This is a genomic window from Flaviramulus basaltis (assembly GCF_900114265.1).
Classification (GTDB): domain Bacteria; phylum Bacteroidota; class Bacteroidia; order Flavobacteriales; family Flavobacteriaceae; genus Flaviramulus; species Flaviramulus basaltis.
In genome coordinates this window covers 1131425-1158001 of the sequence record NZ_FPKV01000001.1, presented here as the reverse complement: position 1 = coordinate 1158001, position 26577 = coordinate 1131425, and the positions used below count along the sequence as shown (strand labels likewise).

The 26577-nt window shown below is 30.7% G+C and carries 27 protein-coding genes and 1 tRNA gene; 15 read left to right on the top strand and 13 right to left on the bottom strand.

Going from position 1 to position 26577, the window contains the following annotated elements:
- Positions 1 to 111: 111 nt before the first annotated feature.
- From pyrH to BT151_RS05255, 7 genes are all read left to right on the top strand, one after another.
- Positions 112 to 819 carry a UMP kinase gene (gene pyrH / locus BT151_RS05285; protein WP_072400696.1) on the top strand — a complete coding sequence of 236 codons (708 nt, stop codon included), beginning with the start codon at positions 112 to 114 and terminating at the stop codon, positions 817 to 819.
- Positions 820 to 876: 57 nt separating this feature from the next.
- The gene (gene frr, locus BT151_RS05280; RefSeq protein ID WP_072400695.1) at positions 877 to 1434 is read left to right on the top strand and encodes a ribosome recycling factor; all 558 of its coding nucleotides are present in this window, start codon (positions 877 to 879) and stop codon (positions 1432 to 1434) included.
- A 55-nt stretch (positions 1435 to 1489) separates the two neighbouring features.
- Positions 1490 to 2761, top strand: coding sequence for a hypothetical protein (locus BT151_RS05275; protein ID WP_072400694.1), 1272 nt, complete (start codon positions 1490 to 1492; stop codon positions 2759 to 2761).
- A gap of 47 nt (positions 2762 to 2808) precedes the next feature.
- Positions 2809 to 5196, top strand: a complete 2388-nt coding sequence (locus BT151_RS05270; RefSeq protein ID WP_072400693.1) for an efflux RND transporter permease subunit — start codon at positions 2809 to 2811, stop codon at positions 5194 to 5196.
- Positions 5197 to 5274: 78 nt separating this feature from the next.
- Positions 5275 to 6708 (top strand): asparagine--tRNA ligase, encoded by a 1434-nt coding sequence (gene asnS, locus BT151_RS05265; protein WP_072400692.1) that lies wholly within the window; start codon positions 5275 to 5277, stop codon positions 6706 to 6708.
- 76 nt (positions 6709 to 6784) lie between these two features.
- Positions 6785 to 8245 carry an RNA polymerase factor sigma-54 gene (rpoN, locus tag BT151_RS05260; protein WP_072400691.1) on the top strand — a complete coding sequence of 487 codons (1461 nt, stop codon included), beginning with the start codon at positions 6785 to 6787 and terminating at the stop codon, positions 8243 to 8245.
- The gene (locus BT151_RS05255; protein ID WP_072400690.1) at positions 8245 to 8850 is read left to right on the top strand and encodes a hypothetical protein; all 606 of its coding nucleotides are present in this window, start codon (positions 8245 to 8247) and stop codon (positions 8848 to 8850) included. The genes rpoN and BT151_RS05255 overlap by 1 nt, the downstream gene beginning before the upstream one ends.
- On the opposite strand, the gene BT151_RS05250 is transcribed toward BT151_RS05255, so the two are convergent.
- The 8 genes from BT151_RS05250 to BT151_RS05215 all read right to left on the bottom strand — a co-directional run bounded on the left by BT151_RS05250 (position 8845) and on the right by BT151_RS05215 (position 14024).
- Positions 8845 to 9540: a porin family protein gene (locus tag BT151_RS05250; protein WP_072400689.1), complete on the bottom strand. Its 696-nt coding sequence runs from the start codon at positions 9538 to 9540 to the stop codon at positions 8845 to 8847. The two genes, BT151_RS05255 and BT151_RS05250, sit on opposite strands and share 6 nt — an antisense overlap.
- A gap of 129 nt (positions 9541 to 9669) precedes the next feature.
- Entirely contained in the window at positions 9670 to 10146 is a 477-nt protein-coding gene (locus BT151_RS05245; protein WP_072400688.1) for an ExbD/TolR family protein, read from the bottom strand.
- Between the two features lie 25 nt (positions 10147 to 10171).
- Complete coding sequence (locus BT151_RS05240) at positions 10172 to 10759, bottom strand: ExbD/TolR family protein (RefSeq protein WP_072400687.1); 588 nt, start codon at positions 10757 to 10759, stop codon at positions 10172 to 10174.
- A 3-nt stretch (positions 10760 to 10762) separates the two neighbouring features.
- Entirely contained in the window at positions 10763 to 11194 is a 432-nt protein-coding gene (locus tag BT151_RS05235; protein WP_072400686.1) for a hypothetical protein, read from the bottom strand.
- Between the two features lie 20 nt (positions 11195 to 11214).
- A complete protein-coding gene (locus tag BT151_RS05230) occupies positions 11215 to 11985 on the bottom strand; it encodes a MotA/TolQ/ExbB proton channel family protein (protein ID WP_072400685.1) in 771 nt (256 codons plus the stop codon).
- 74 nt (positions 11986 to 12059) lie between these two features.
- Positions 12060 to 12147, bottom strand: a tRNA-Ser gene (locus tag BT151_RS05225).
- Between the two features lie 75 nt (positions 12148 to 12222).
- Positions 12223 to 13254: an asparaginase gene (locus tag BT151_RS05220; RefSeq protein WP_072400684.1), complete on the bottom strand. Its 1032-nt coding sequence runs from the start codon at positions 13252 to 13254 to the stop codon at positions 12223 to 12225.
- A 2-nt stretch (positions 13255 to 13256) separates the two neighbouring features.
- Complete coding sequence (locus BT151_RS05215; protein WP_072400683.1) at positions 13257 to 14024, bottom strand: TatD family hydrolase; 768 nt, start codon at positions 14022 to 14024, stop codon at positions 13257 to 13259.
- 81 nt (positions 14025 to 14105) lie between these two features.
- Here BT151_RS05215 and BT151_RS05210 point away from each other — a divergent pair, with 81 nt between their 5' ends.
- Entirely contained in the window at positions 14106 to 14546 is a 441-nt protein-coding gene (locus BT151_RS05210) for a retropepsin-like aspartic protease family protein (RefSeq protein ID WP_072400682.1), read from the top strand.
- 50 nt (positions 14547 to 14596) lie between these two features.
- The gene (locus BT151_RS05205) at positions 14597 to 15229 is read left to right on the top strand and encodes a response regulator (protein WP_072400681.1); all 633 of its coding nucleotides are present in this window, start codon (positions 14597 to 14599) and stop codon (positions 15227 to 15229) included.
- A gap of 464 nt (positions 15230 to 15693) precedes the next feature.
- Here BT151_RS05205 and odhB read toward each other — a convergent pair whose 3' ends face one another.
- Together odhB and BT151_RS05195 are read right to left on the bottom strand one after the other, a co-directional pair.
- The gene (gene odhB, locus BT151_RS05200) at positions 15694 to 16905 is read right to left on the bottom strand and encodes a 2-oxoglutarate dehydrogenase complex dihydrolipoyllysine-residue succinyltransferase (protein WP_072400680.1); all 1212 of its coding nucleotides are present in this window, start codon (positions 16903 to 16905) and stop codon (positions 15694 to 15696) included.
- A gap of 37 nt (positions 16906 to 16942) precedes the next feature.
- Positions 16943 to 19684, bottom strand: coding sequence for a 2-oxoglutarate dehydrogenase E1 component (locus BT151_RS05195; protein WP_072400679.1), 2742 nt, complete (start codon positions 19682 to 19684; stop codon positions 16943 to 16945).
- Positions 19685 to 19841: 157 nt separating this feature from the next.
- On the opposite strand from BT151_RS05195, the gene BT151_RS05190 reads away from it, so the two are divergent.
- The gene (locus BT151_RS05190; RefSeq protein ID WP_072400678.1) at positions 19842 to 20372 is read left to right on the top strand and encodes an alpha-ketoglutarate decarboxylase; all 531 of its coding nucleotides are present in this window, start codon (positions 19842 to 19844) and stop codon (positions 20370 to 20372) included.
- Here the strand turns inward: BT151_RS05190 and BT151_RS05185 are convergent.
- The 3 genes from BT151_RS05185 to BT151_RS05175 are packed head-to-tail and all read right to left on the bottom strand — an operon-like array spanning position 20369 to position 22275.
- Entirely contained in the window at positions 20369 to 20941 is a 573-nt protein-coding gene (locus BT151_RS05185) for a pentapeptide repeat-containing protein (protein WP_072400677.1), read from the bottom strand. The genes BT151_RS05190 and BT151_RS05185 overlap by 4 nt on opposite strands.
- Before the next feature lie 12 nt (positions 20942 to 20953).
- The gene (locus BT151_RS05180) at positions 20954 to 21301 is read right to left on the bottom strand and encodes a hypothetical protein (RefSeq protein WP_072400676.1); all 348 of its coding nucleotides are present in this window, start codon (positions 21299 to 21301) and stop codon (positions 20954 to 20956) included.
- Positions 21301 to 22275, bottom strand: a complete 975-nt coding sequence (locus tag BT151_RS05175; protein ID WP_072400675.1) for a polyprenyl synthetase family protein — start codon at positions 22273 to 22275, stop codon at positions 21301 to 21303. Before BT151_RS05175 ends, BT151_RS05180 begins: the two co-directional genes overlap by 1 nt.
- A gap of 165 nt (positions 22276 to 22440) precedes the next feature.
- Here BT151_RS05175 and BT151_RS05170 point away from each other — a divergent pair, with 165 nt between their 5' ends.
- From BT151_RS05170 to BT151_RS05150, 5 genes are all read left to right on the top strand, one after another.
- Positions 22441 to 22998 carry an RNA polymerase sigma factor gene (locus BT151_RS05170; protein ID WP_245794725.1) on the top strand — a complete coding sequence of 186 codons (558 nt, stop codon included), beginning with the start codon at positions 22441 to 22443 and terminating at the stop codon, positions 22996 to 22998.
- Positions 22999 to 23008: 10 nt separating this feature from the next.
- The gene (locus BT151_RS05165) at positions 23009 to 23341 is read left to right on the top strand and encodes a hypothetical protein (protein ID WP_072400673.1); all 333 of its coding nucleotides are present in this window, start codon (positions 23009 to 23011) and stop codon (positions 23339 to 23341) included.
- A 119-nt stretch (positions 23342 to 23460) separates the two neighbouring features.
- The gene (locus BT151_RS05160; RefSeq protein WP_072400672.1) at positions 23461 to 24066 is read left to right on the top strand and encodes a TetR/AcrR family transcriptional regulator; all 606 of its coding nucleotides are present in this window, start codon (positions 23461 to 23463) and stop codon (positions 24064 to 24066) included.
- Between the two features lie 2 nt (positions 24067 to 24068).
- Positions 24069 to 25394 (top strand): TolC family protein, encoded by a 1326-nt coding sequence (locus BT151_RS05155; RefSeq protein WP_072400671.1) that lies wholly within the window; start codon positions 24069 to 24071, stop codon positions 25392 to 25394.
- A 7-nt stretch (positions 25395 to 25401) separates the two neighbouring features.
- A complete protein-coding gene (locus tag BT151_RS05150; protein WP_072401004.1) occupies positions 25402 to 26571 on the top strand; it encodes an efflux RND transporter periplasmic adaptor subunit in 1170 nt (389 codons plus the stop codon).
- Positions 26572 to 26577: the final 6 nt, after the last annotated feature.

The following is a 26577-nucleotide window of genomic DNA, read 5'->3' as shown; positions in this document are numbered from 1 at the left end:
TAAACCACTATTCAAATTTGAATAGTGGTTTTTTTATTCATAAAATCCTGTTTCTTATAAAATAAAAAAATAAAAATTTTATGTAGCTTTGCCAAACCTCAGTAAATAACTATGAAATACAAAAGAATACTCCTTAAGCTATCTGGCGAAGCCCTAATGGGAGAACGCCAATACGGTATAGACCCTGAACGTTTAGCAGAATATGCTAAAGACATTAAAACTATTACGGATAAAGGTGTAGAAGTTGCCATAGTTATTGGTGGTGGAAACATTTTTAGAGGTGTTGCAGGTGCTAGTAAAGGTATGGACCGCGTACAAGGAGATTATATGGGTATGCTTGCCACAGTTATTAACGGTTTGGCATTACAAGGTGCTTTAGAAGATGCAGAAATTCCAACCAGATTACAAACTGCTATTAAAATTAATGAGGTAGCAGAACCTTTTATTAGAAGAAGAGCCATGCGCCATTTAGAAAAGGGACGTGTTGTTATTTTTGGTGGTGGTACTGGAAATCCTTATTTTACTACAGATTCTGCAGCTGTATTACGTGCTATAGAAATTGAAGCTGATGTTATTTTAAAAGGCACAAGAGTTGATGGTATTTATAATACTGATCCCGAAAAAGATGAAAAAGCTGTTAAATTTAATAATATTTCTTTTGATGATGTTTTACGAAAGGGATTAAAAGTAATGGACACCACAGCATTTACCTTAAGTCAAGAAAACAATTTACCAATTATTGTTTTTGATATGAATAAAAAAGGCAATTTACTTAAAGTCGTTTCTGGCGAAAAAATTGGTACCGAGGTTAATATTTAAACCTTGGCTCAGTTTTTGAAATGCATATTTTTATAATTTGACCTAAAAGTTTAAACAATGAACGAAGACATACAATTTATACTAGATTCTACAAAAGAAGCAATGGATAATGCCATTAAGCATCTAGAAAAACAGTTTGTTAATATTAGAGCAGGAAAAGCAAGTCCAGCAATGCTAGGTAGCGTTATGGTAGATTACTACGGCTCACAAACACCATTAAGCCAAGTAGCTAATATTAACACTCCAGATGGTAGAACTATTACCGTTCAACCATGGGAAAAAAGCATGTTACAGGAAATAGAACGCGGTATTGCTTATGCAAATCTTGGTTTTAACCCAATGAATAATGGTGAAACCATAATTATTAATGTACCTCCTTTAACCGAAGAACGTCGTCGTGATCTAGCAAAACAAGCTAAATCTGAAGCTGAAGATGCTAAGGTAAGTGTTAGAGCTGCTCGTAAAGATGCGAATAATGACATCAAAAAAAACGAGGATGTTTCTGAAGACTTAAAGAAAAATGCTGAAATAGATGTGCAACAAATGACAGATGTCTACGTTAAAAAGGTTGATGATCTTTTCGATAATAAGGAAAAAGAAATCATGACAGTATAAAATTTGGGAAGCGACATTTTAGTCGCTTTTTTTTATAAATTTATCTATTTCGTTAATGCTAAAGCGTTGTTCCCTACTTTTCTTTATTCTTTGTTATTCATTAACACAGGCACAATCGATTTCTGAAAAACCTCAAGAACCACTACAAGATTCTATAAAAAAAAAGGCGTTTATAAAACAATTGGGAAACGGTTTTTTTCCAACAAAATATTGGAATTTTGATTTACGCTATTTAATAAAATACAATCAATACGAAGGTGTAAGAACTGGTATTGGCGGCATTACAAATGACGATTTTTCGAAAAAATATCGCATTAATAGCTATGTTGTTTATGGATTTAGAGATCATCGTTTTAAATATAGTATTGGTGGTGGTTTTAGGTTAGCCGAAAAAACAAATTCCTGGTTAAACTTTGCTTATACTGATGATTTACAAGAAACAGGGAGTACTAAATTTTTAACAGACAAACGTTTTTTTCAATTTTTTGAACCTCGATTATTAAACATCGATTTGTTTCATAAACACATTACCAAATCTATTGCATTAGAGCATCAAATTTCACCAAAATTACTAACTGAAACAGAATTGGCTATTAGTAAAATAGCCCCTACTTATAACTATAGCTTCAATATTAATGGCAATTCATTCCAAAATTTTGAAATTAGCACAGCAAAAATAGCATTGCAATGGAGCCCTTTTGATGTTTCTGAAGTTACTGAAAACGAATCAAATGAAGTTATAAATGGCTACCCTAAATTTACACTTCAATACACTAAAAGTTTTAGTGATGTTTTTAAAGGCGATTTTAATTTTTCGAAATTAGATTTTAGAACTATATACAAAATTGGAAACGAAAAAGATGCTTTTTCTGAAATCACTTTAGTTTCTGGAATAGCAAGTGGCGATACTCCAATAACACATATGTATCATGCATATCCAAATAATATTACCAAGGAAACTATTCTTCAAAGGTTCTCAGTTGCTGGTTTAAATAGCTTTGAAACTATGTATTTTAATGAATTCTTTTCCGATAAGTTTGCTACCTTCCAATTAAAGCATTTTATAAAACCATTCAATATTTCTAAACGTTATAAACCTCAACTTGTTTTAATTACACGTTATGCTATTGGTGATATGAAAAATCCAGAAAGGCATGAAGGCTTAACCTTTGGTTCTTTAAAAAAAGGATACACAGAGTCTGGTTTTGAAATTAATAAATTACTTTTTGGTTTTGGTTTAAGCTTCACATATAGATATGGAGCTTATCACTTACCGTTGTTTAGTGATAATGTTGCATTTAAATTTACATTTAACGTCTCATTATAAGGTAGTATCCCTGTTTTTTCTACCTTTGCGCATCTTTAAATTAAAGCATGTTTAAACTTTTTTCAAACGATTTTTGGGACGTTATAGCCAGATTAATTTTACGTAATAAAATTATTATAATTATTGGCATTCTAATCACTACGGTTTTCTTTAGTATGCAGTGGGACAACATGCGTTTTACTTATACCGAAGCAAATTTATTACCCGATGACCATGAGGTAAATATAACTTACAATGATTTTTTAAAAACCTTTGGAGAAGAAGGGAATCTTATTGTACTTGGTGTAAAAGACACTACTCTTTTTACAGTAGAAAAATTAAATGCTTGGAATAAACTTTCTGAAAATTTTAAAAAAGATGACGCTGTAGAAACCGTTGTATCCATTAAAGATCTTCAAAAACTTATAAAAGATAGTAAAAATGAAAGGTTTAAATTAGAACCTTTTATTAAAGATTCTATTTCTTCCTTAGCTCAAATTGAAACATTACAGAACGAGCTTTTTAAACAGTATCCATTTTATGACAATTTTTTGTTTAATAAAGAGTCTAAAACTATTAGAACTGCTATTTATATAAAAAAGGATATTGTAAATACATCTGCAAGAAAAGATTTTGTTGTTGATGTTTTACTGCCCCAAATAGAAGCTTTTGAGACTAACAATAATTTAGATGTTAGAATTTCTGGTATGCCTTATATTAGAACCCTGAATTCGCAAAATATTGTTGATGAAATTGGTCAGTTTATTTTAGCTGCTCTTTTGGTAACATCTTTTATTTTCTTCTTATTTTTTAGGTCATTTAGAGCCACATTTATTTCATTAATTGTAGTTTGTATAGGTGTTATGTGGACCTTAGGAATTATTGGTTTATTAAATTATGAAATTACCGTTTTAACAGCTTTAATTCCGCCACTTATTATTGTAATAGGTATCCCTAACTGTATTTTCTTAATCAATAAATACCAACACGAAGTTAAATCACATGGTAACAAAGTAAAATCTTTACAACGTGTTATTACAAAAATTGGTAATGCCACATTAATGACTAATGTGACCACTGCTTCTGGTTTTGCTACTTTTATTCTAACAGAAAGTAAACTTTTAAAAGAATTTGGTATAGTCGCTTCACTAAGTATTTTGGCTATTTTTGTTTTATGCATCCTTATTATTCCAATAATCTACACGTTTTTGCCATATCCTAAAGAACGTCATTTAGAGCATTTAAATAAACGTTGGATTGGTGGCTTTGTAGATTGGATGGAGCGTATGGTAAGACAAAAACGAATAACTATTTATATAACTTCAGTCGTTTTATTAGCCGTTAGTATTATAGGAATTTACCAAATAAAAATATCGGGAAGTTTAATTGAAGACATGCCCCAAGATTCAGATTTTGTTAACGATATTCGTTTTTTTGAAAATGAGTTTAATGGTATTATGCCATTAGAAATCATGGTAGATACCAAACGTAAAAAAGGCGTTATGAAACTCTCTACGTTAAAACGTATGGATGAGTTAGAAGATTTAATTATTGAAACTCCAGAGCTATCAAAACCTATATCGGTTGTTGGGTTGGTTAAGTATTCCAAACAGGCTTATTACAATGGTAATCCTAAATTTTATCAGTTACCAACTTCACAAGAAAATAGTTTCATATTATCTTATGCTAAAAACTCAACTTCTAATGTCGATTTGCTTAAAAACTTTGTAGATAGTACAGGTCAGTATGCACGTATCACAACGTTCATGAAAGATATTGGCACAGATAAAATGGAACGCATTGAAGAAAATCTTCAAACTAAAATAGATAAAGTTTTTCCAAAAGAAAGATATAATGTTACCATGACTGGTAAAGCATTAGTGTTTCAAAAGGGTACAAAATATCTTGTTAAAAACTTAGCCATTTCTTTATCATTAGCCATATTATTGATTGCCTTGTTTATGGCTTATATGTTTAGGTCTGGACGTATGATTATTGTATCGCTTATTCCAAACTTACTACCTCTAATAATTACCGCAGGTTTAATGGGTTATTTAGGTGTGCCTATAAAACCATCAACTATATTGGTATTTAGTATTGCCTTTGGTATTTCGGTAGATGATACCATTCACTTTTTAGCAAAATACAGACAAGAATTACAAGCTAATCACTGGAAAATTAAAACCTCCGTTTATGGCGCTTTACGTGAAACAGGTGTAAGTATGTTTTACACATCTATAGTTTTATTCTTTGGCTTTTCAGTATTTACTATTTCTAGCTTTGGTGGCACTGTGGCACTAGGCGCATTAGTATCGGCCACTTTATTATTCGCTATGCTATCAAACTTACTTTTACTGCCATCATTATTACTCTCATTAGAGCGTAGTATTGCTAATAAAGAAGTGCTTAGAGAGCCATCAATAAATATTATTCCAAAAGAAGACGAAGAAGAGTAAATTTCAAATGCTTTTTAATCATACAGTGATTAAAAGCCAATGCGCTTTTTTTATCTTTACACTATAAATTTAATACACATGAAATCAAGAACCATATCAGAATTATTATCGCAAGATATCATCATACCAGAAGTAGAAATTAAAGGTTGGGTAAGAACTTTTAGAGCAAATCGTTTTATTGCTTTAAATGATGGTTCAACCATAAATAATATTCAGTGTGTAGTTAATTTTGAAAACTTTGACGAAGCGCTTTTAAAACGCATTACAACAGGTGCTGCTATTTGTGTAAAAGGTGAGTTAGTTGAAAGCCAAGGTAAAGGTCAAAAAGTTGAAATACAGGTTAACGAATTGACTATTTTAGGAGATTCAGATCCTGAAACCTACCCTATTCAACCTAAAAAACATTCTTTTGAGTTTTTAAGAGACAATGCGCATTTGCGTACCAGAACAAACACTTTTAGTGCTGTAATGCGTTTACGTTCCGCATTATCATTCGCTATTCATAAATACTTTAATGAGAATGGGTTTTATTACATGCACGCTCCAATTATAACAGGAAGCGATGCAGAAGGTGCTGGAGAAATGTTTCAAGTAACTAGTCTTGACACTAAAAACCCACCTTTAAATGATGCTGGAAATGTTGATTATTCTAAAGATTTCTTTGGTAAGGAAACGAACTTAACTGTTTCTGGTCAATTAGAAGCTGAGACTTATGCCATGTCTCTTGGTAAAGTTTACACTTTTGGACCAACATTTAGAGCCGAAAACTCAAATACATCACGCCATTTAGCAGAATTCTGGATGATTGAACCTGAGGTTGCTTTTATGGATTTAGCTGGTAATATGGATTTAGCTGAAGATTTCATGAAATCGGTTATTACATATATACTTGAAAACAATCGTGAGGACCTAGAGTTTTTAGATAACCGTTTGCAAGATGAGGATAAAACAAAACCTCAAGCAGAACGCAGTGATATGACTTTAATTGAAAAACTAACTTTTGTAACAGATAACAATTTTAAACGTGTTAGTTATACAGAAGCTATCGATATTTTACGAAACTGTAAACTTAACAAGAAAAAGAAATTTAAGTATTTAATTGATGAATGGGGAACAGATTTACAAAGTGAACATGAACGTTACTTAGTTGAAAAACACTTTAAATGTCCTGTAATTTTGTTTGATTACCCTGCAAATATTAAAGCTTTTTATATGCGTTTAAATGATGATGGGAAAACTGTTCGAGCTATGGATATATTATTTCCAGGTATTGGCGAAATAGTTGGTGGTGCACAGCGTGAAGAGCGTTTAGATGTTTTAAAACAACGAATGGCAGCGATTAATATTCCTGAAGAAGACCTTTGGTGGTATTTAGATTTACGTAAATATGGTACTGCAGTACATTCTGGTTTTGGTCTAGGGTTTGAGCGTTTAGTCATGTTTGCAACAGGAATGAGTAATATTAGAGATGTGATTCCTTTCCCAAGAACACCACAAAATGCAGAATTTTAAAATATAACTAACTTGATATGACTTTGGTAACCATAATTCCTTTTTCTATATTTGAGTAACAACCTTAAATCAAAACATGCTTAAACAATATTTACAATTTAAATTATCTCAAAAACTGTCGCCACAGCAAATTCAATTAATGAAATTGATACAGTTGCCAACACAAGCTTTTGAGCAACGTTTAAAGCAAGAGTTAGAGGAAAACCCTGCGCTTGAAGGGGGAAAAGAAGCCAATGAAAATGATTTAGATTCAGATTTTGACAATTCTACAGATGATTTTGATGATAGCGAATCTATTGGAAATGATGACATCAATGTTGATGAGTATTTAAGTGATGATGAAATACCAGATTACCGTACTCAAGCTAATAATTATAGTAGTGATGATGAGGAAAAAACTATGCCTTATGCCGCTGGTACTTCATTTACACAACATTTAATAAATCAATTAAACACCTATAGGTTAAGTGATGAAGAACGAGACATTGCCGAATTTTTAGTTGGTAGTGTTGATGAAAGTGGCTATATAAGAAGAGAATTAAGTGACATCATGGACGATTTGGCGTTCACTCAAAACGTTTATACTACAGAAGAAAGCATAAAGAAAGTTCTAAAAATTGTACATCAATTAGATCCAGCTGGAGTAGGTGCAAGAAATTTACAAGAATGTTTAAGCATTCAACTACACAGAAAAGAAAAAAATCCAGATACTGAGCTAGCTATTAATATTATTGATAATGCTTTTGATCAGTTTACAAAAAAACACTACAAAAAGCTACTTCAAAAATTTGATATATCTGAAATACAACTTAAAGATGCTATTAATGAGATTGAGCACTTAAACCCCAAACCTGGTGGTTCTTATGCTGGAAATAATAGAATTGTAGAACACGTTGTTCCAGATTTTGCTATTAAAATTGTTGATGGCGAATTAGAATTAACGCTTAATGGTAGAAATGCTCCAGAGCTTCATGTTTCTAGAGAGTATAACAATATGCTTAAAGGCTACAAGGATGCTAAGGACAAGTCTAAATCACAAAAAGATGCAGTCATCTTTATTAAACAAAAATTAGATGCCGCAAAATGGTTTATAGAGGCTATTAAGCAGCGCCAACAAACTTTATTTATTACTATGAGTGCTATTATGCATTACCAAAAAGAATATTTCTTAACTGGTGATGAACGTAATTTAAAACCCATGATTCTTAAAGATATTGCAGATGAAATTTCTATGGATGTTTCAACAGTATCTCGTGTTGCCAATAGTAAGTATGTTGATACGCCTTATGGCACAAAATTGATAAAAGAATTCTTTTCTGAATCTATGAAAAACGATCAAGGAGAGGATGTTTCTACTAGAGAAATAAAAAAAATTCTTGAAACTGTTATTGAAGAAGAAGACAAAAAAAAACCTTTAACTGATGAAACTCTGGCTTCTATTTTAAAAGAAAAAGGCTATCCAATTGCAAGACGTACTGTTGCTAAATATAGAGAGCAACTAGATATTTCTGTTGCTAGATTACGTAAAAAAATTTAATGGATAAATTGTTAAAGAGTATCTCGTATATTTTTCACCCTTTAATAATGCCTTTATGTGGTGTGGTTTTTTATTTTTCTAAATCACCACGGTTTATTCCTGAAGAAATTATTAAGGCAAAGTTAGTTTCACTTTTTATATTAACTGTTTTATTACCTATTCTTCTTTTCTTTTTATTAAAAACTTTAGGTAGAGTAAAATCAATTAGGCTCGAAACTACTAAAGAACGTATTTATCCTTTGCTACTTAACTGTATTATAATGATGTTGGTTTTAAAACGCATCGTAACACCTTCACAAGCTATAGAACTTTACTATTTCTTTTTAGGAATACTCATCTCAAATATGGTCTGTTTATTACTCGCTATTTTTAAGTTTAAAGCCAGCTTACATATTCTTGGAATATCTGGTTTATGTATGTTTTTTGTTGCTTTAAGTATTCATTTTAGTATAAACATAAATGGCACACTTGCTTTAATGGCTATTATAATTGGCGCAGTAGCTACTTCAAGATTGCATTTAAAAGCACATAATTCTATAGAACTTATTATGGGATTTTTTGTTGGAGTCATACCGCAGCTTATTTTAGTAAACTATTGGTTATAGTATATAAAACATTAATCCAATTTTAACGGCATTCATATCTATACTACTTGCATTTATTTGAGCTTCTTTTGAGAAAATTGGGTTTAAACCATAATATAAATAAATGTTCCAAGTATTATAACCTGCACTCATTGTTAATCCGTATTGAAGTTTATTAAAATCTTCATTATTACTATAGTTAATACTACCTAAATCCCCTTTATATTTTGTAGTATGTGTTAACACATAACCAAATTTAAACCCTGTATAAATACGCCAAAAATTATAATCTGTTGGTGTAGATGAACGCCATCTAAACTCAATAGGCAGTTCAATTAAGTGGTTAGAAAATTTATTTTTTGTGTAACTGTTGCTGTTCTCAATAATACTATAAGTGAAATTATTAGTATCATCTTTATTAATAAGTAAATTTTGATTATATGAATTTGCAGAATATCCCAAACCTATTCCAATAGCAACATTTCTTGCCTTATTAATAGGCATATCTTTTATAAAACCTAGATGAAACCCTAGTGAGAACCCTCTTTGAGAAAGGTTATCTGGTTTTTTACCAATTAAATTATAGGTAACACCAGCATAAAATTGATCTTCCTTATAAAGTGAATCAACTACTTTTACAGCATCTTCCTGTGAAAAGCAACAAGTAATACTACCAAGCAAAAAAACCAAGAAAATAGGCAAGCGAATCATAGAAAAAATATTAAGTATGTTTTTCTTTTATAACCCTACAATGATAGTTAAAATTGTAAAATTATTAAAAATAAAAAGGCGTTTTGAAATTTCAAAACGCCTTTTTTATATAAAATTAAGAGTATTAAACTACTTGTTTCCAAAAACACTACCTTTTTTAGTAGTATAGTTTATTTTAAGAGCATTAACTTTACGTAACTCTTGCTTAATATCACCAATTAACCCCATATTAGCATCACTATCAACTTTTAGTGCTGTAGTTAAAAATGGTATTAATTCTTCACGCTTTGAAGCGCGTTCTGCTGCGATAAAAGAGGCAATATCGTTAACATCTGCAAAATCATCATTAAGTTGAATTTTTGCTTCTGTACCATACTGCGTATAATTAGCACTTGGTTTTCCTGCATAAATATACATAACCAAATCTTTTTTATCTAGCTTTTCTACCTGATCTGCAAATGGTAAATTATTCTGAATTTTTAAAGTATTTTGCCTCATTACTGTGGCTACCATAAAAAAGAATAATAACATAAACACAATATCTGGTAGAGATGCCGTATTAACTGCTGGCATATCGCCACTTTTTTTCTTTTTAAATTTAGACATGTTTATAAATGTTAAATTTTAATATCTATTGTACTTCTGAAAGTTTTTGAGGATATTCAGCTTTAATTTGATCTATCTTCACTTTTAACTTCTCTTTATTCCCAGGCCAGTTTACATCTTTATAATTCGCTTCCATTTCTGTGAAAGGTTGACCGTATTGTGCTTGGGCTCTTGTATCTCTTAAATCGTTATATGCTGCTACTAGTTCATTTTGAACAGCAATATAAGTTTTATAAGTAGTTTCACGCTCGTTTTTTAAAGATATGATAGCCTTATCTGGGTTATCTGAAGATGCTGGGTCTTTTTTTCCTTTACAGTAATTACATGATCCATCTCCTCCGTTATCTAAAAACTCGATAGCCGCTTTTCTTAAATCTTTAATTTCCATTATATCATCTTCTACAAGCAACTGATCTTTACCATTTAATAATACAGTAAAAATATTTTTTTGCTTGATGACAACATCTTCATCAGACTCTTCCATTGGTGGAAGTTTTCTGTTAATACCAGAATCTGTTTCAATAGTAGTTGTTACTAAGAAGAATATTAATAGTAAAAAAGCAATGTCGGCCATGGAGCCTGCATTTACTTCTGGTGCTGCTCTTTTTGCCATAATTTATTTATTAAATATTTTTTTTACGCCACCATATAACATAGATCCTATAGCTAATATCGCAAGGAAATAAAATGCATATAATCCAGCTCCAACCATTTTTGATGTTGATTCTGTAACATCTGCTCCTTTATCTGTAAAAGGTTTTAAGCTTAAATCTGTACCAGATGAAATAACATAAGATATAACAATTATGGCTAAAAATGCCCCAACTGTCATTAACGTTTTCTTAATATCTCCAGCAAATAATCCTTTTATTACAAAGACTAATACTAGTGCTATAACTATACCAAGTATTATATATGAAACATATAGTAGATTGCCGCCCATGCTTTCAGCTGTTTCTTTATCGCTTGCTATTATTACTAGTGCTATAATTGCACCAATAACACCAAGCGCCAAGGCTACTATTTTTAAAATTTTATGTAAACCCATAATTTTTTAGTTTTAAATTATTACTTTTTATTTCTAATTAATAGATCCATTAACGTAATAGAAGCATCTTCCATATCGTTAACAATACTATCAATTTTAGCAATAATATAATTGTAAAAAATTTGAAGAATAATAGCTACTACAAGACCAAATACTGTTGTTAAAAGTGCTACTTTAATACCACCTGCTACAAGTGATGGTTGCATATCTCCAGCAGCTTCAATTTTATCGAATGCCTGAATCATACCAATTACCGTACCCATGAAACCAAGCATTGGTGCAAGAGCGATAAATAATGAAATCCATGATACATTTTTTTCTAATTGTCCCATTTGAACACCACCGTAAGCTACAACAGCTTTTTCAGCAGCCTCAATACCTTCATCTGTTCTATCTAAACCTTGATAATAAATAGAGGCGATTGGACCTTTTGTGTTTCTACAAACTTCTTTTGCTGCTTCAACACCACCAGAAGCTAAAGCATCTTCAACATCTTGTGTTAATTTTTTTGTGTTTGTAGTTGAAAGGTTTAAAAAGATAATTCTTTCTATTGCAATTGCTAATCCTAAAATTAAACATAATAATACAATCCCCATAAACTCAGGGCCTCCTTCAATAAAACGTTTTTTTAATTCTTGATGAAATCCAAGTTCTTCAGCAGGTGCTGCATCATCTTGTGTAATACTTGCTACTGTGGTTACAGCTGTACTTGTGTTTGCAATTGTTGTTGCATTAGCAGTTCCGAATGCCATAATACCTGTAATGGCAAGGATAGAAAATAATCTTTTCATGTTCTCGATCTTAATTTTATTAGTTAAAGTGTTAAAGATATTAAAAAAAAAGCAATTAAAAATAAAAATAACAGCAGAGAGGAAGGGATTCGAACCCTCGATACCCTTTTGAGGTATACACACTTTCCAGGCGTGCGCCTTCGACCACTCGGCCACCTCTCTGTATTTTTAGTCACTTTAATTTAGAGGGTCAAATAACGAAAAAAACTTTGAACACTAAAATTTTAACAGTTAATTTTAAGTGATTTCTCCTCTTAAAGATGTTTCATACATGGTTTTGAATACTTTACTAGAAATATTTTGCCCCAACAAGTACATAAGTTTGGCTATAGCAGCCTCTGTAGTAATATCTTTTCCTGAGATAATTCCTATTTTTTTCAATTCACTACTGGTTTCATAGTGCCCCATCATCACACTTCCGCCAGAACATTGTGTAATATTAACAATATATATGCCTTTTGAAATATTCTCCTTTAACATATTAATAAACCATTTTTCAGTACTGCAATTTCCTGCCCCATAGGTTTCAATAATTACTGCTTTTAAATTAGGCATGTTAAATACACTTTCAAATACTGGTTTTGAAATTCCTGGAAACAACTTTATAAGAGCTATATTTTCATCTAATTTTTTATGAACGACTAATTTTTTTCTAAGGTTTTGTTTAAACAAATGTTCATTATTAATTTTTAAATACACTCCAGACTCAGCTAAATCCGGATAATTTAAAGAAGCAAATGCTTGAAAATGCTCTGCGTTTATTTTTGTGGTTCTATTAGCTCTATATAATTTATATTCAAAATACAAACACACTTCTTTAATAGCTGGCTTTCCTTTAAGTTGCTGAGATGCAACTTGAATTGAGGTAATTAAATTCTCTTTAGCATCAGTCCTCAAATCCCCAATAGGTAATTGAGAACCTGTAAACACAACTGGTTTAGCTAAATTTTCTAGCATAAAACTTAAAGCAGAAGCTGTGTAACTCATAGTATCGCTTCCATGTAAAACTACAAACCCATCAAATATATTGTAATTATTCTCAATCATTTCGGCTATTTGAACCCAGTACTTCGGATTCATATTACTTGAATCTATAGGGGTTTTAAAAGAAACCGTATCTATATTGCAATCTAAAAGTTGTAATTCTGGTATTTTTTCTAAAAGTGTTTTAAAATCAAAAGCACGTAACACCCCTGTTTTAAAATCTTTTACCATACCAATGGTTCCACCAGTATAAATAAGTAATATGTTGGGTTTAAATTTACTCATATTTATATATTAAAAATATCTTCAGAGTTTTGTGTAGTTATTTCTGCTATAGTATTAATAGGTGTATTATATAATTCTGATAATTTTTCTAACACCTTTAATATATATAGACTCTCATTTCGTTTTCCTCTATGAGGAACAGGCGCTAAATAAGGAGAATCTGTTTCTAAAACAATATGTTTTAATTCAATTTGATTTAAAAACTGATCAATTTTCCCATTTTTAAATGTAACTACACCTCCAATTCCTAATTTCATATTATAACAAATAGCTTGATGTGCTTGCTCTAAGTTTCCTGTGAAGCAATGAAAAACGCCAAATAAATCATCACTTTTTTCTTCTTCTAAAATTTCAAAAATTTCATCAAATGCCTCTCGACAATGAATAACTATAGGTAACTTATACTGCTTTGCTAACTTTATTTGATACCTAAAAGCATCTTGTTGAATACTTAATGTGGACTTATCCCAATACAAATCAATACCAATTTCTCCAATTGCATAAAATTTTCTTGATGCCAGCATGTCTTCAACATGTTTTAACTCATCTTCATAATTATCTTTTACATGTGTTGGATGCAAGCCCATCATTAAAAATATATTCTCCGGATAATCTTTTTCCAATTGAAGCATTGATTCTGTATAAGTTGAATCGATAGCTGGAATAAAAAATCGAGATACATTTTGCTTAATAGCGCGTTTTATAATTTCATCTCTATCCTCATTAAAAGCTTCACTATATAAATGTGTGTGGGTATCTGTAATAATCAAATTCTATAAATTAAATGGTTTGTTTACTATTGTGTAAAAATAATTGTTTTTACATGATTATATTTGTTTAAAAATAATTTGATGGACTCTCTTCAACAATATCTACTTAATAAAGGATATTCTAAAATAAAATTACACCTTACTAAAACTAATCATTTTGAAATTAAAGCAACAATAAATGGCAAGAAAGGCTTATTTATTTTAGACACTGGTGCTTCAAGTTCTTGTGTTGGTTTTGAAGCTATTGACACCTTTAAATTAAAAGCCGAAGATTCAATTATTAAAGCTGCTGGTGCTGGCGCCATAAATATGGATACTAAAATGTCTAAAAAAAACAAAGTAAAAATTGGTAAATGGTCAAATAATAAGGTAGTTTTAGTTTTATTTAATCTAACCCACGTAAATACAGCATTAATTAATCACAATTCAAAACCAGTTGATGGAATTATAGGTGCAGATATTTTAAAAAAAGGGAAAGCCGTAATAGATTATGAAAAGAAATATTTATATTTAAAATTATAATAGCACCTCAAAAAAAAAAAATTAACTAATAGCTCAACTCCCTCTAATTAATGAACGCCTCAATTGTAATTGCAGATGATCATCCTTTAATGCTGCGTGGTCTTACTGATTTTTTAACCTCAAAAGGTTTTAACATAGTTGGAAGTGCTGCTGATGGTAATAGTGCATACAATCTTATTGTAAAACTAAAGCCTGAAATTGCTATTCTTGATATAAGAATGCCTCATAAAACCGGATTAGAAATTGCTGAAGCCTGCAAAAAGAACAACCTCTTAACAAAAATTATTCTAATTACTTTTGATAAAGAAGAAGAACTATACGATAAAGCTAAAGCGTTTAATGTTTACGGATACATTTTAAAAGAGTTTGCTATTGAAGAAATTGAAACTTGTATTAAAAGTGTAGCAAATAACACACCTTATTTTAGTGAAGAAATTGCTTCTTACTTAGAAGCGAGTAATTTAGATCATAAACCTAATAATTTAGATTTGTTAACTAAATCTGAATTAAAAATAGTAAAACTTATTTCTGAGAATAAAACCAGTCATGATATTGCCGACGAACTATCTATATCAGTAAGAACTGTAGATAAACACCGCAGTAATATTGTTGCCAAATTAGTTTTAGACAATAAACCTACATCACTTTCTATTTGGGCTGGATTAAATAAGAGACATTTATAAAAAATACGTAGAAGTGCGTATTTTTTATATCATTCCTATATACTACATTTACAGTGCTATTAATTAGTTCTTAGGGAGAATTATAGAAAGCTCTAAATTGTAATGATTTAGAGCTTTCGCCTTTTATATAACTACCATTAATTTAAAAATACGTAGAAGTGCGTATTTTATTTCCCCACATTACAATTTATATTTACACTGCTATTAGTCAATTCTATTTTGAGGGATAGATTCAGAAGCTCTGCGTTAATATAACGCAGAGTTTTTATAATAAATTTAGTTAAAAATGAAGGAAGAGAATAACATTCTAAGCAAATGCTGTTATGTAGGTTTAGCAATTTTAATTATTGTAGTAATCTCAATAAATATTTTTATGTTATTTAATTAGTTAGTTTTTATTCTACGAAAAAGGTCTTGCATAATATTATGCAAGACCTTTTTAAATATATTGCTTTTTATTTGCTTTACAATTCTAAAGCCTTTTTAACATCATTGTTCATTAATAGCTCCGCTGGGTTTTCTAAAGCTTCTTTTACTGCTACTAAAAAACCAACACTTTCTTTACCATCAATAATTCTATGGTCGTAAGATAATGCTACGTACATAATTGGACGAATTTCCACTTTACCATCAATAGCAACAGGACGTTCAACAATATTATGCATTCCTAAAATACCACTTTGAGGTGGATTGATTATAGGAGTTGATAACATACTTCCGAAAACACCTCCATTGGTAATTGTAAAAGTTCCTCCTGTCATTTCATCAACAGTAATTTGACCATCTCTTGCACGAAGTGCTAATCGTTTTACTTCAGATTCTACTCCTCTGAAACTTAAATTTTCAGCATTTCTAATTACCGGTACCATTAGTCCTTTTGGGCCAGAAACGGCGATACTAATATCACAAAAATCATATGATAACATTTCTTTACCATCTAGCATAGAATTAACTGCTGGGTACATTTCTAATGCTCTCACTACAGCCAAAGTAAAGAAACTCATGAACCCTAAACTAACACCATGTTTAGCCTTAAAGGTTTCTTTATATTCTGAACGTAAAGCAAAAATTGGAGACATATCAACCTCATTAAATGTGGTTAACATTGCTGTTGTATTTTTAACTTCCACTAGGCGTTCTGCAACTTTACGACGTAACATCGATAATTTACTTCTTGAAGTACCACGGTTCCCACCTGTTGGTGTTCCCATTGATGGTACTGCATTAACAGCGTCTTCTTTAGTTATTCTGCCATCTTTACCTGTTCCAGAAATTGAATTTGAATCCATTCCTTTTTCTGATAAAATCTTTTTTGCAGCAGGACTAGCGCTACCAGTAGCGTAAGTTTTTGTTTCTGAAGCCACTTGTTTTGGAGCTTCAGTTTTAGGTGCTTGTTCTTTCTTTTCCTCTTTTGGCGCTTCGTTTCCTTCTGGCTTCTTTGCATCTGTATCAATTAAACATACAACAGCTCCAACTTCTACAGCATCACCCTCTTCTGCTTTAAGCGTAATAGTTCCACTAGCTTCCGCAGGCAATTCAAGGGTTGCTTTATCACTATCTACTTCAGCAATAGCTTGATCCTTTTCAACATAATCTCCATCTTCTACTAGCCATGTTGCTATTTCTACTTCTGTAATAGATTCCCCTGGCGAAGGCACTTTCATTTCTAAAATCATTCTTTATAATTTTAATGGTATGTAAAATTCTTTTTATTTATTCTTTATCAAAAACTGCATTTATAACACGCTTCTGTCTTCTTTTATCTCTTGTACTTGAACCTGGTGCTGGTACTGATGCATATGGTCTTGAGCAAACTTCAATTTTTACTAAATCTAATCGTTGTGCAATGTGGCTCCAAGCTCCCATATTTTTAGGTTCTTCTTGTGCCCAAACGTACTTTTCTACATTTGGATATTTATTAATTACATCTTGTATTTTTTGTGTATGCAAAGGAAATAATTGCTCGATTCTTACTAAAGCAACATCTTCTGTCTTCAATTCATCTCTCTCAGCTAGTAAATCGTAATAGAATTTACCTGTACAAAAAACTAATTTTTTAACTCCTTTTGGATTTATTGTATCGTCTATAACTTCTTGAAAACTTCCTGTTGCTAATTCTTCTAAAGATGATACGGCTTTTGGATGACGCAATAAACTTTTTGGAGTAAATACAATTAGTGGTTTTCTATAATCACGTTTCATTTGACGACGTAATAAATGATAGAAATTACCTGGTGTTGTACAATCTGCAACAATCATATTATCATTTCCACATAATTGTAAATAACGCTCAATTCTTGCTGATGAATGCTCTGATCCTTGACCTTCATATCCATGAGGAAGTAATACTACAATACCATTTTGCGCTTTCCATTTATCTTCGGCTGCCGATAAATATTGGTCGAAAATAATTTGAGCACCGTTACTAAAATCACCAAATTGTGCTTCCCATATTGTTAAGGTATTTGGAGTTGCCATGGCATAACCATAATCAAACCCAAGCACTCCATATTCTGATAAAAAGGAATTATAAATATCCATTTTACCTTTGTTTTCTGGATTGGTGTTTAATAAATTAATGCGTTCTTCAGATTTTTCATCGCGTAAAATAGCATGTCTGTGACTAAATGTACCACGCTCTACATCCTGGCCTGAAATACGTATATTAAAGCCTTCCTCCATTAAACTTCCGTAAGCTAATGTTTCCGCCATTCCCCAATCAAGAGTATCGGTTTCAAAAACCATTTTTGCACGACCTTCTAAAATACGTTCTGCTTTACGTAAAAACTTAGCGCCTTCAGGTACTGTAGAAACGACTTTAGAAATATTTTCTAATTTGTTTTTTGCATAAGTTGTGTCTTCTGTTTCAAGCATTGCATCTAAACCTTGACGTTCGAAACCTGTCCAACGTTCTTGCATAAACTCTCTAACTATTGAAGAATCAGCTTTTTTCGCCTTTTCATATTCTGTTTCTAAAGTTTCTTTAAAATCGGATACAATTTTATCGGAATATGCTTTATCAATAGTTTTTTCAGCTATTAGCTTATCTGAATATATTTTAAAAGGATTAGAATGTTTAGCTATTTCCTTATATAATTTTGGCTGCGTAAATCGAGGCTCATCACCTTCATTATGACCATATTTTCTATAGCCTAATAAGTCTATATATACATCTTTTTTATATCGCATTCTGTACTCTAATGCCATTTCAACAGCATGTACAACAGCTTCAGCATCATCAGAATTTACATGCAATACTGGAGATAATGTTACTTTTGCAACATCTGTACAATAAGTACTTGAACGCGCATCTAAATAATTGGTCGTGAAACCTATTTGATTATTTACAACTATGTGAATTGTCCCTCCAGTTTTGTAGCCATTTAATTGACTCATTTGAGCGACCTCATAAACAACACCTTGACCTGCAATAGCAGCATCTCCATGTACTATAATTGGGATAATTTTAGAATTATCACCATCATAATCACTGTCAATTTTTGCACGAGTAATACCTTCTGCTACTGGAGCTACGGTTTCTAAATGAGATGGATTAGGTACCAAATTCATCTTAATATTTTTACCGTTTTGGTATGTTTTATCAAGTGTTAATCCTAAGTGATATTTCACATCACCGTCAATATCTTCATCTTCGAAATCTTTACCATCAAACTCACTAAAAAGCTCACGTACTGGTTTTCTAAAAATGTTAATTAATGTACTTAAACGACCACGGTGTGCCATTCCTAAAACACATTCTTTAACGCCATATTTTTCTACAGCATAAAAAAGAACGTTACTAATTGCTGGAATTAAAGATTCTCCTCCTTCTAAAGAAAAACGTTTTTGTCCAACATATTTAGTTTGTAAAAAGTTTTCAAAAGTAACCGCTTGGTTTAATTTTGAAAGAATATATTTTTTTGTTTCAGCAGAAAAATTTGGTTGGTTATCATTTTTATTAAGCTGGTCTTGCCACCACTTAATAACCTCAGGATTCCTGAGATACATGTACTCTACACCAATTGAACTGCAGTAAATACTATCTAAATGCTTTATGATTTCACGCAAGGTTTGAGCTCCTATACCTAAAATTTCTCCAGCATTAAAAACAGTATCTAAATCACTATCTGATAAATCAAAATTATGTAATTCTAATGTTGGTGAATAAGTTCTTCTATCACGAACGGGATTTGTTTTAGTAAACAAATGCCCACGCATTCTATAACCATCAATAAGTCTAACTACTTGAAATTCTTTTTGAACATACTCTGGTATTTGAGTCGAAACACCTTCAACAATTTCTCCATTTAATCCATAATTCTCGCTACCAAAATCATATCCTTGAAAAAAGGCTCTCCAACTTGGCTCTACAGTATCAGGGTTTTGTAAATATTGGTCGTATAAATCAGCGAAATAAGCTGTATGTGCTGCGTTTAAAAATGAAAATTTATCCATTGTTTTTATTAATCCCACTTAGGGTAGTCAAAATATTTTCCAAAAATACAACTTTTACTAAAATTAGCTGTTTCTTTAACTATATTTATAGCGCTTAATGTTAATTTAATTGCCTAAAAGCAAATACATGTTAAATTCTTAATGATTCCTTATTCCAATGAAACTTTTCCTATCAATTAATAAAAAGATTACTTTTATTTTAACAGTTGCTTTTTTAAGTATTATTAATGTGAATGCTCAAGGGCCTAAAAGTGAGTTCTGGAGCCATGTTAGATATGGTGGTGGTATTGGGCTTAGTTTTGGGGATGGTTTTTTTAGTGGCACTTTAGCACCAAGTGCTATTTATGAGTTTGATGATTCTTTTGCATTGGGATTGGGAGTTAATGCCACTTTTAACAATCAAAAAAACGTTTATAAGTCTACTATTTTAGGCGGTAGCTTAATTGGACTATATAATGTGATTCCTGAGTTACAACTTTCGGCAGAATTTGAACAACTTAATGTTAACAGAAGATATGATGTTAATTTAAATATTCCTGATGACAATTATTGGTCACCAGCTTTATTTTTTGGTATTGGCTACCGAAGTGGCAATGTTACTTTTGGGGTTAGATATGATGTTTTATATGATGTAGAAAAAAGTATTTACTCAGATCCTTGGGCACCCTTTGTGAGATTTTATTTTTAATCTATTTTTATCTGATAATGAGACAAGAGTCCTTCAATATCTTTCAATGAAAATTTGGCGCCTTTTATTTTATTAATTTCTAAGTTAATGGAGTAATTAATTGAACTTCTAAAATCTGCTTTTTCTAAAATAGTGTTTTCAAATTTGGCGTTTTGTAAATCACAATTCTCAAAATTGGCATCTGTTAAATCGCTAGCAGTAAAATCAACCTCAATAAGTCTACAGTTTAAAAAGTTTGTCTTGTTTAACTTTAATTTGTAAAATGAGGAGTGATTAAGTTGGCAATCGGTAAAACTAACTACTAAACCAAATAAATTGCATTTTTCAAATTGCAATCCTAGCATTTTACAATCTTGAAACTTTACATCCTGAAACAAAGTAGCATATAAATTTGCCGAACTTAAATTACAATCAAAAAAATCGCATTCTATAAAATGAAATTCCAAAAGGTCTACATTTGAGAAATCACAACTTTTAAAAGTACAACACTCGTATGCCCCTTTTAATAATGGTTTTTTGGTGAAATTAACGCCTTTAAATGTTTGGTCGTCTATATAGTTTTGATTCATTTTACTTCTAGACTAATATTTGTTTCTAAACCAGACCTTTTGCCATTCGCGTTTTAATATTAAAAAAGACACGTCTTCAGATAACTTAAGAATATCATCTCCGTCTAAAGCTTTAACTGCTTTTTCTGGAACATCAATAATATAAAGTAGGTTTAAATACTCAGTAAATTTTTCTTGTATAAGCTTATAAACTGCTTCATGAAGTAAAAGTTTTAAACTAGACGGCAAAACATCTTCATGAAAATCTAAATCAATATTAGCTAAAAGAAAATCTTTATTTAGTTGAAGAATAAGCTTTTTATATAAATCTAAATTATTTGCTTCTTCAATTAAATCTTCAAAAGTGGCAGGCAACTTCATTACACAGTTCTATTCATTAAACTTAGTCCAAACTCCTTTAATAAGTCCTTTTTTTCATCAGAAATATTTAAAGATTCTAATACTGAAAAAGCTTTATTAGTATAATATTGAATGGCTTTTTTTGTTTCATCTGCAGAACCAGATGATTCAAACATTTGTTTAGCAGTTATAATTTTGTTTGCAATATCTTCTGGATTTGATGAAAACACATGCCTTAAAGTAGCCTTGTCTTCTTCATTTGAAAACTCTAAAGCTTTTAAATATAAATACGTTTTTTTATTCTCAATAATATCTCCTCCAACTTGTTTTCCAAATGTTTCTGGGTCTCCAAAAGCGTCTAAAAAATCATCTTGTAGTTGAAATGCAATACCTAAATTATTTCCAAATTCATAAATATTGTTTTGGTCTTTTACTGAAGCTCCAGAAACAATTGCTCCCATTTGCATAGCTGCGCCAACTAAAACCGCTGTTTTATATTCAATCATTTTTAAATATTCAGGAATAGTGACATCACTTCTGGTTTCAAAATCCACATCATATTGCTGCCCTTCGCAAACTTTTAAAGCTGTTTCGCTAAATAATTTTGCTAGTGCTTGAAATATTTTAGCATCATAATTTTCAAAAAGTTGATATGCCATAATCAGCATAGCATCTCCAGAAAGAATGCCTGTGTTAATATCCCATTTTTCATGGACTGTTTCCTGCCCACGTCGTAATGGTGCATCATCCATAATATCATCATGAACTAACGAAAAATTATGAAAGACCTCAATACTTAAAGCTGCATTTAAAGCTTTTTTAATGTCTCCATCAAAAACATCAGCAGTCATAAGTGTTAAAACAGGACGCAGTCGTTTTCCTCCTAAATTCAAGATATAATTTATAGGGTTGTATAAATTCTTAGGTTCACGATCTTTAGAAAAAACTTCTAAATACGTTACAAATTGCTCTTGATAAAATTGTACATTTTGCATCAAGCAAAAATACAAGAAAAGCCCAAACAATAGCAATAGAATATATAATCAAATTTTAAAAACATCTTATTTTCTATATTCTTAAGTAAATTTAATTTTGAATAAATAAAGTAAAATTTGTTTTGATTCGTCTTACACTATATGAAGCCGGTCGAAATCTTTGTAATGTCAAAAAAAGAAAAGGAAAATATCATTTCTCACACGGTAAACAAATACGGTGAAAAACTTATGGCTTTTATTAAACCAAAAGTTAGAAATAGTGAGGATGCCGAAGACATTTTACAAGAAGTTTGGTTTCAATTTAGCAACCTCACAAATATATCAGACATTGTAAATATTAGTGGTTGGCTATTTTCGGTAACAAGAAATAAAATAACAGATAATTACAGAAAAAAAAGAACAGAAAACTTAGAAGATTTTAACTATGAAGATGAAAGCGGACTTATTCTAATCAGGGATATTTTACTCGAGGATAACGACAAAAATCCTGAATTAAAACTCTTTCAAGATGATATTTGGAAAGAACTTTTAAAAGCCTTAGAGGAACTTCCAGAAAAACAACGATTGGTATATGTTGAAAATGAATTTAACGACAAAACACTACAACAAATTGCCGATGAACAAAATCAAAACATTAAAACCATAATTAGCCGAAAAGCGTATGCAGTAAAGCATTTAAGGTATAAACTAAAAGAATTATATCAAGATTTAAAAAACGATTAAACCTATTACAATGAGACATAAATTTAAACATAAAAGAAAATTTCTATTCATAGTTCCAGTCTTTATACTTTTTGCATTAACAGCTATAGTTCTGTGGCTTTGGAACGGCATTTTACCAGATATAATTGGTGTTAAAAGCATTACCTATTGGCAGGCCATGGGAATTTTGGTTTTGAGCAAAATTTTATTTGGTGGTTTCCATGGTTGTGGTAAGAACAAACATTCTTTGCGCAAACAACGTTTAATGAATAACATGAGAAGTATGTCGCCAGAAGAGAGAGAGAAGTTTAAAGAAGAATGGAAACAAAGGTTTAAAAACAAAAACTGGTGCAAAAAAGACTAAACAAACCCTCTTAAACGCCTTAGTTTTAAGTAATCATTTCATAATTGTTATTTTTTTATTAAAACTAAGGAAACTTTTTTTGTTTTTAAAGTTTCCTGTTGTAGTTTTGCATCTTTATTATGAGAGAAAAAATTATACATAAAGCAGCAGAATTATTTTTAAACCTAGGGTTTAAAAGTGTTACTATGGACGATATCGCCAATGAAATGGGTATATCTAAAAAAACCATATATGTACACTTTGCTAATAAAACCAAGTTAGTTGAGGCTGTAACCTTTGAGCTTTTCGAAACCATTTGTGAAGGAATAGATTGTATCTGTAATTCTTCAAACAATCCTATTGAGCAGCTATACGACATTAAAATGTTTGTTATGCAACATTTAAAAAACGAAAAATCATCACCTCAATATCAACTTAAAAAGTACTATCCTCAAATATATGATGTACTTAAGCTTAAACAATTTGAGAAAATGCACGACTCGGTTAAAGATAGTCTTCAAAAAGGTATAGATACAAAATTATTTAGATCTCATATTAATGTTGATTTTATATCTAGGATGTACTTTAACGGTATGACCGGAATAAAGGACGACTCTATTTTTCCACAAGAAATTTATACTATGGAATACCTTATGGAGAGTTATTTAGAATACCACTTAAGAGCTATTGTTACAGATAACGGCCTACAAATATTAAATAAATTTATAACATCAAATCAATCATAAAAATGAAACACAAACTAATTATATTTTTTAGTTTTTTAATTTCTATAACAGGGATTTCACAAGAAATCAGGCAAAATTTTTCGCTCCAAGAAGCTATTAATTTTGGATTAAAAAATAATAGAAACATAAAAAATGCAGACTTAAATATTCTTGCAGCAGAACAAGAAGTATGGATAACAACTGCTCAAGGATTGCCCCAAATAAATGGCGCCGTTGATTACTCAATAAATATTAAATCGCCTTTTAATACTGCTGATCTTGAACCTGGAAGCCCTCTTTTGTTTTTATTCCCTAAACACAATGTAACACCAAGCGTTACATTAACTCAGTTACTTTTTGATGGCGGTTATATTGTTGGACTCCAATCCAACAAAGTGTTTTTAGAAATTTCTCAAAACGCTAAAGAAAAAACTCAAAATCAGATTGAAACATCTATTGTTAGTGCTTATAGTAATGCCTTACTAACCAAGGAAAGTCTTGTGATTACAAAAAATAATATTAGTGTTTTAAAGAATAATTTAGATGAAACTACTAAAATTTTTGAAAATGGTTTAACTGAAGAAGAAGATGTTGAGCAACTTCAATTAACACTTTCAAGCTTAGAAATTAACTTAAAAAACTTAGAAACATTACACGAAATATCCAAAGGATACTTAAAAGTTTTACTTGGCTTAGATTCTAATGACACCATTGAATTAACAGATTCTTTAGAATCTTTAGTGATTGATAATGTTTCATTGGAATTGATTAGTAATGAATATCCTGTTTCTAACAATGTTGATTATAAAATTGCAGTTAACGATGTAACAAGTAAAGGATTGGAATATAAATTAGAAAAATCTGAACAATTACCAAAATTAAATGCCTTTGTTACTTCTAACTATTTAGGATACAGTGATCACTTTTCAACTTATTTTAAAAAAGAGCAAGAATGGTTATTTACTAGTGCAGGTGGTGTTAGTTTAACAGTACCTATATTTAGTTCTTTTGGAGGCAGAGCAAAAAGACAAAAAGCCAAAATTGAATGGGACATTGCACAAAACAACCTTATAGAAACTGAAAACCAGTTAGAAGTTGACTTTAAGAATGCAAAAAACGAATATAGTTTAGCTATAGACACTTATGCTAACAAACAAAAAAACTTAACATTAGCTGAAAAAATCGAAAGAAAAAATACCATTAAATATAAAGAAGGTATTGCAAGTAGTTTTGATTTGAGACAAGCTCAAGTGCAACTTTACACCATTCAACAAGAATATTTACAATCCATTATTGACGTTATCAACAAAAAAGCAACTCTTACAAACTTATTAAACATTGAAAAATAACCACACCATGAAATATATATACATAATTTTAGTAACTACACTTCTATTAACCTCTTGTGGAGGTGACAAAAAGCAAACAGTAGAAGCTGTAATTGCAACTGAAAATTTAGAAAAAATAAGAGCTAAAAGATCAGAAGTTGTTGCTAAACAACAAGAAATAGCTGAACAATTAAAACAATTAGATCATAAAATTTCGGTTTTAGACACTACTAAAAAAGTGCCTTTAATTACCACATTCACTGCTAAACACGAAGTTTTTAATCATTATTTAGAATTACAAGGTAATGTAAGCACAAAAAATGTTTTAGTTATTTACCCAGAATATAATGGTGTTTTAACAAAAGTATATGTTAAAGAAGGACAAAAAGTTTCAAAAGGACAATTACTTGCAAAAATTGACGACGGTGGTTTAAGTCAACAACTAGCGCAATTAAAAATTCAATCCGATTTGGCTAAAACTACTTTTGATCGTCAAGAGCGTCTTTGGAGTCAAAAAATAGGAAGTGAAATTCAATATTTACAAGCAAAATCTAACTATGAAGCACAAGAACAAGCTGTAAATCAACTACAACAACAAGTAGGAAAAACGCTAGTTCGTGCACCATTTTCTGGAACTATAGACGATATAATTACTGAGCAAGGAAGTGTAGTTGGAGCTGGGCAATCACAATTAATGCGTATTGTAAACCTAGATGATATGTATATAGAAACAGATGTTCCTGAAAATTATATTAGTAATGTTACCGAAAACAAAAATGTTATCGTAGAAATTCCTGTTTTAGGAAAAACTCTAGATGCTAAAATAAGACAAGCTGGTAACTTTATTAATCCTGCAAACAGAACATTTAAAATAGAAGTTGCTGTACCAAATAAAGATAAAAACATCAAACCGAACTTAACGGCTAAACTTAAAATAAACGATTATACAAACGAGGAAGCATTATTAATTCCTCAAAGTATTATTTCTGAAAATGCTGAAGGTGAACAATACATTTATGTTGTAAAAAACAAAGACAGTAATAACGAAGGTTTAGCAGAGCGAATTATTATAGAAACAGGTAAAACTCAAGGCGATGTTATTGAAGTTTTAAATGGCATAGAAGATGGTTCTGAAATTGTTCAAGAAGGCGCTAGAAGTGTAAAAGATGGTCAAACAGTAAAAGTAATCAATCAATAATCTAAG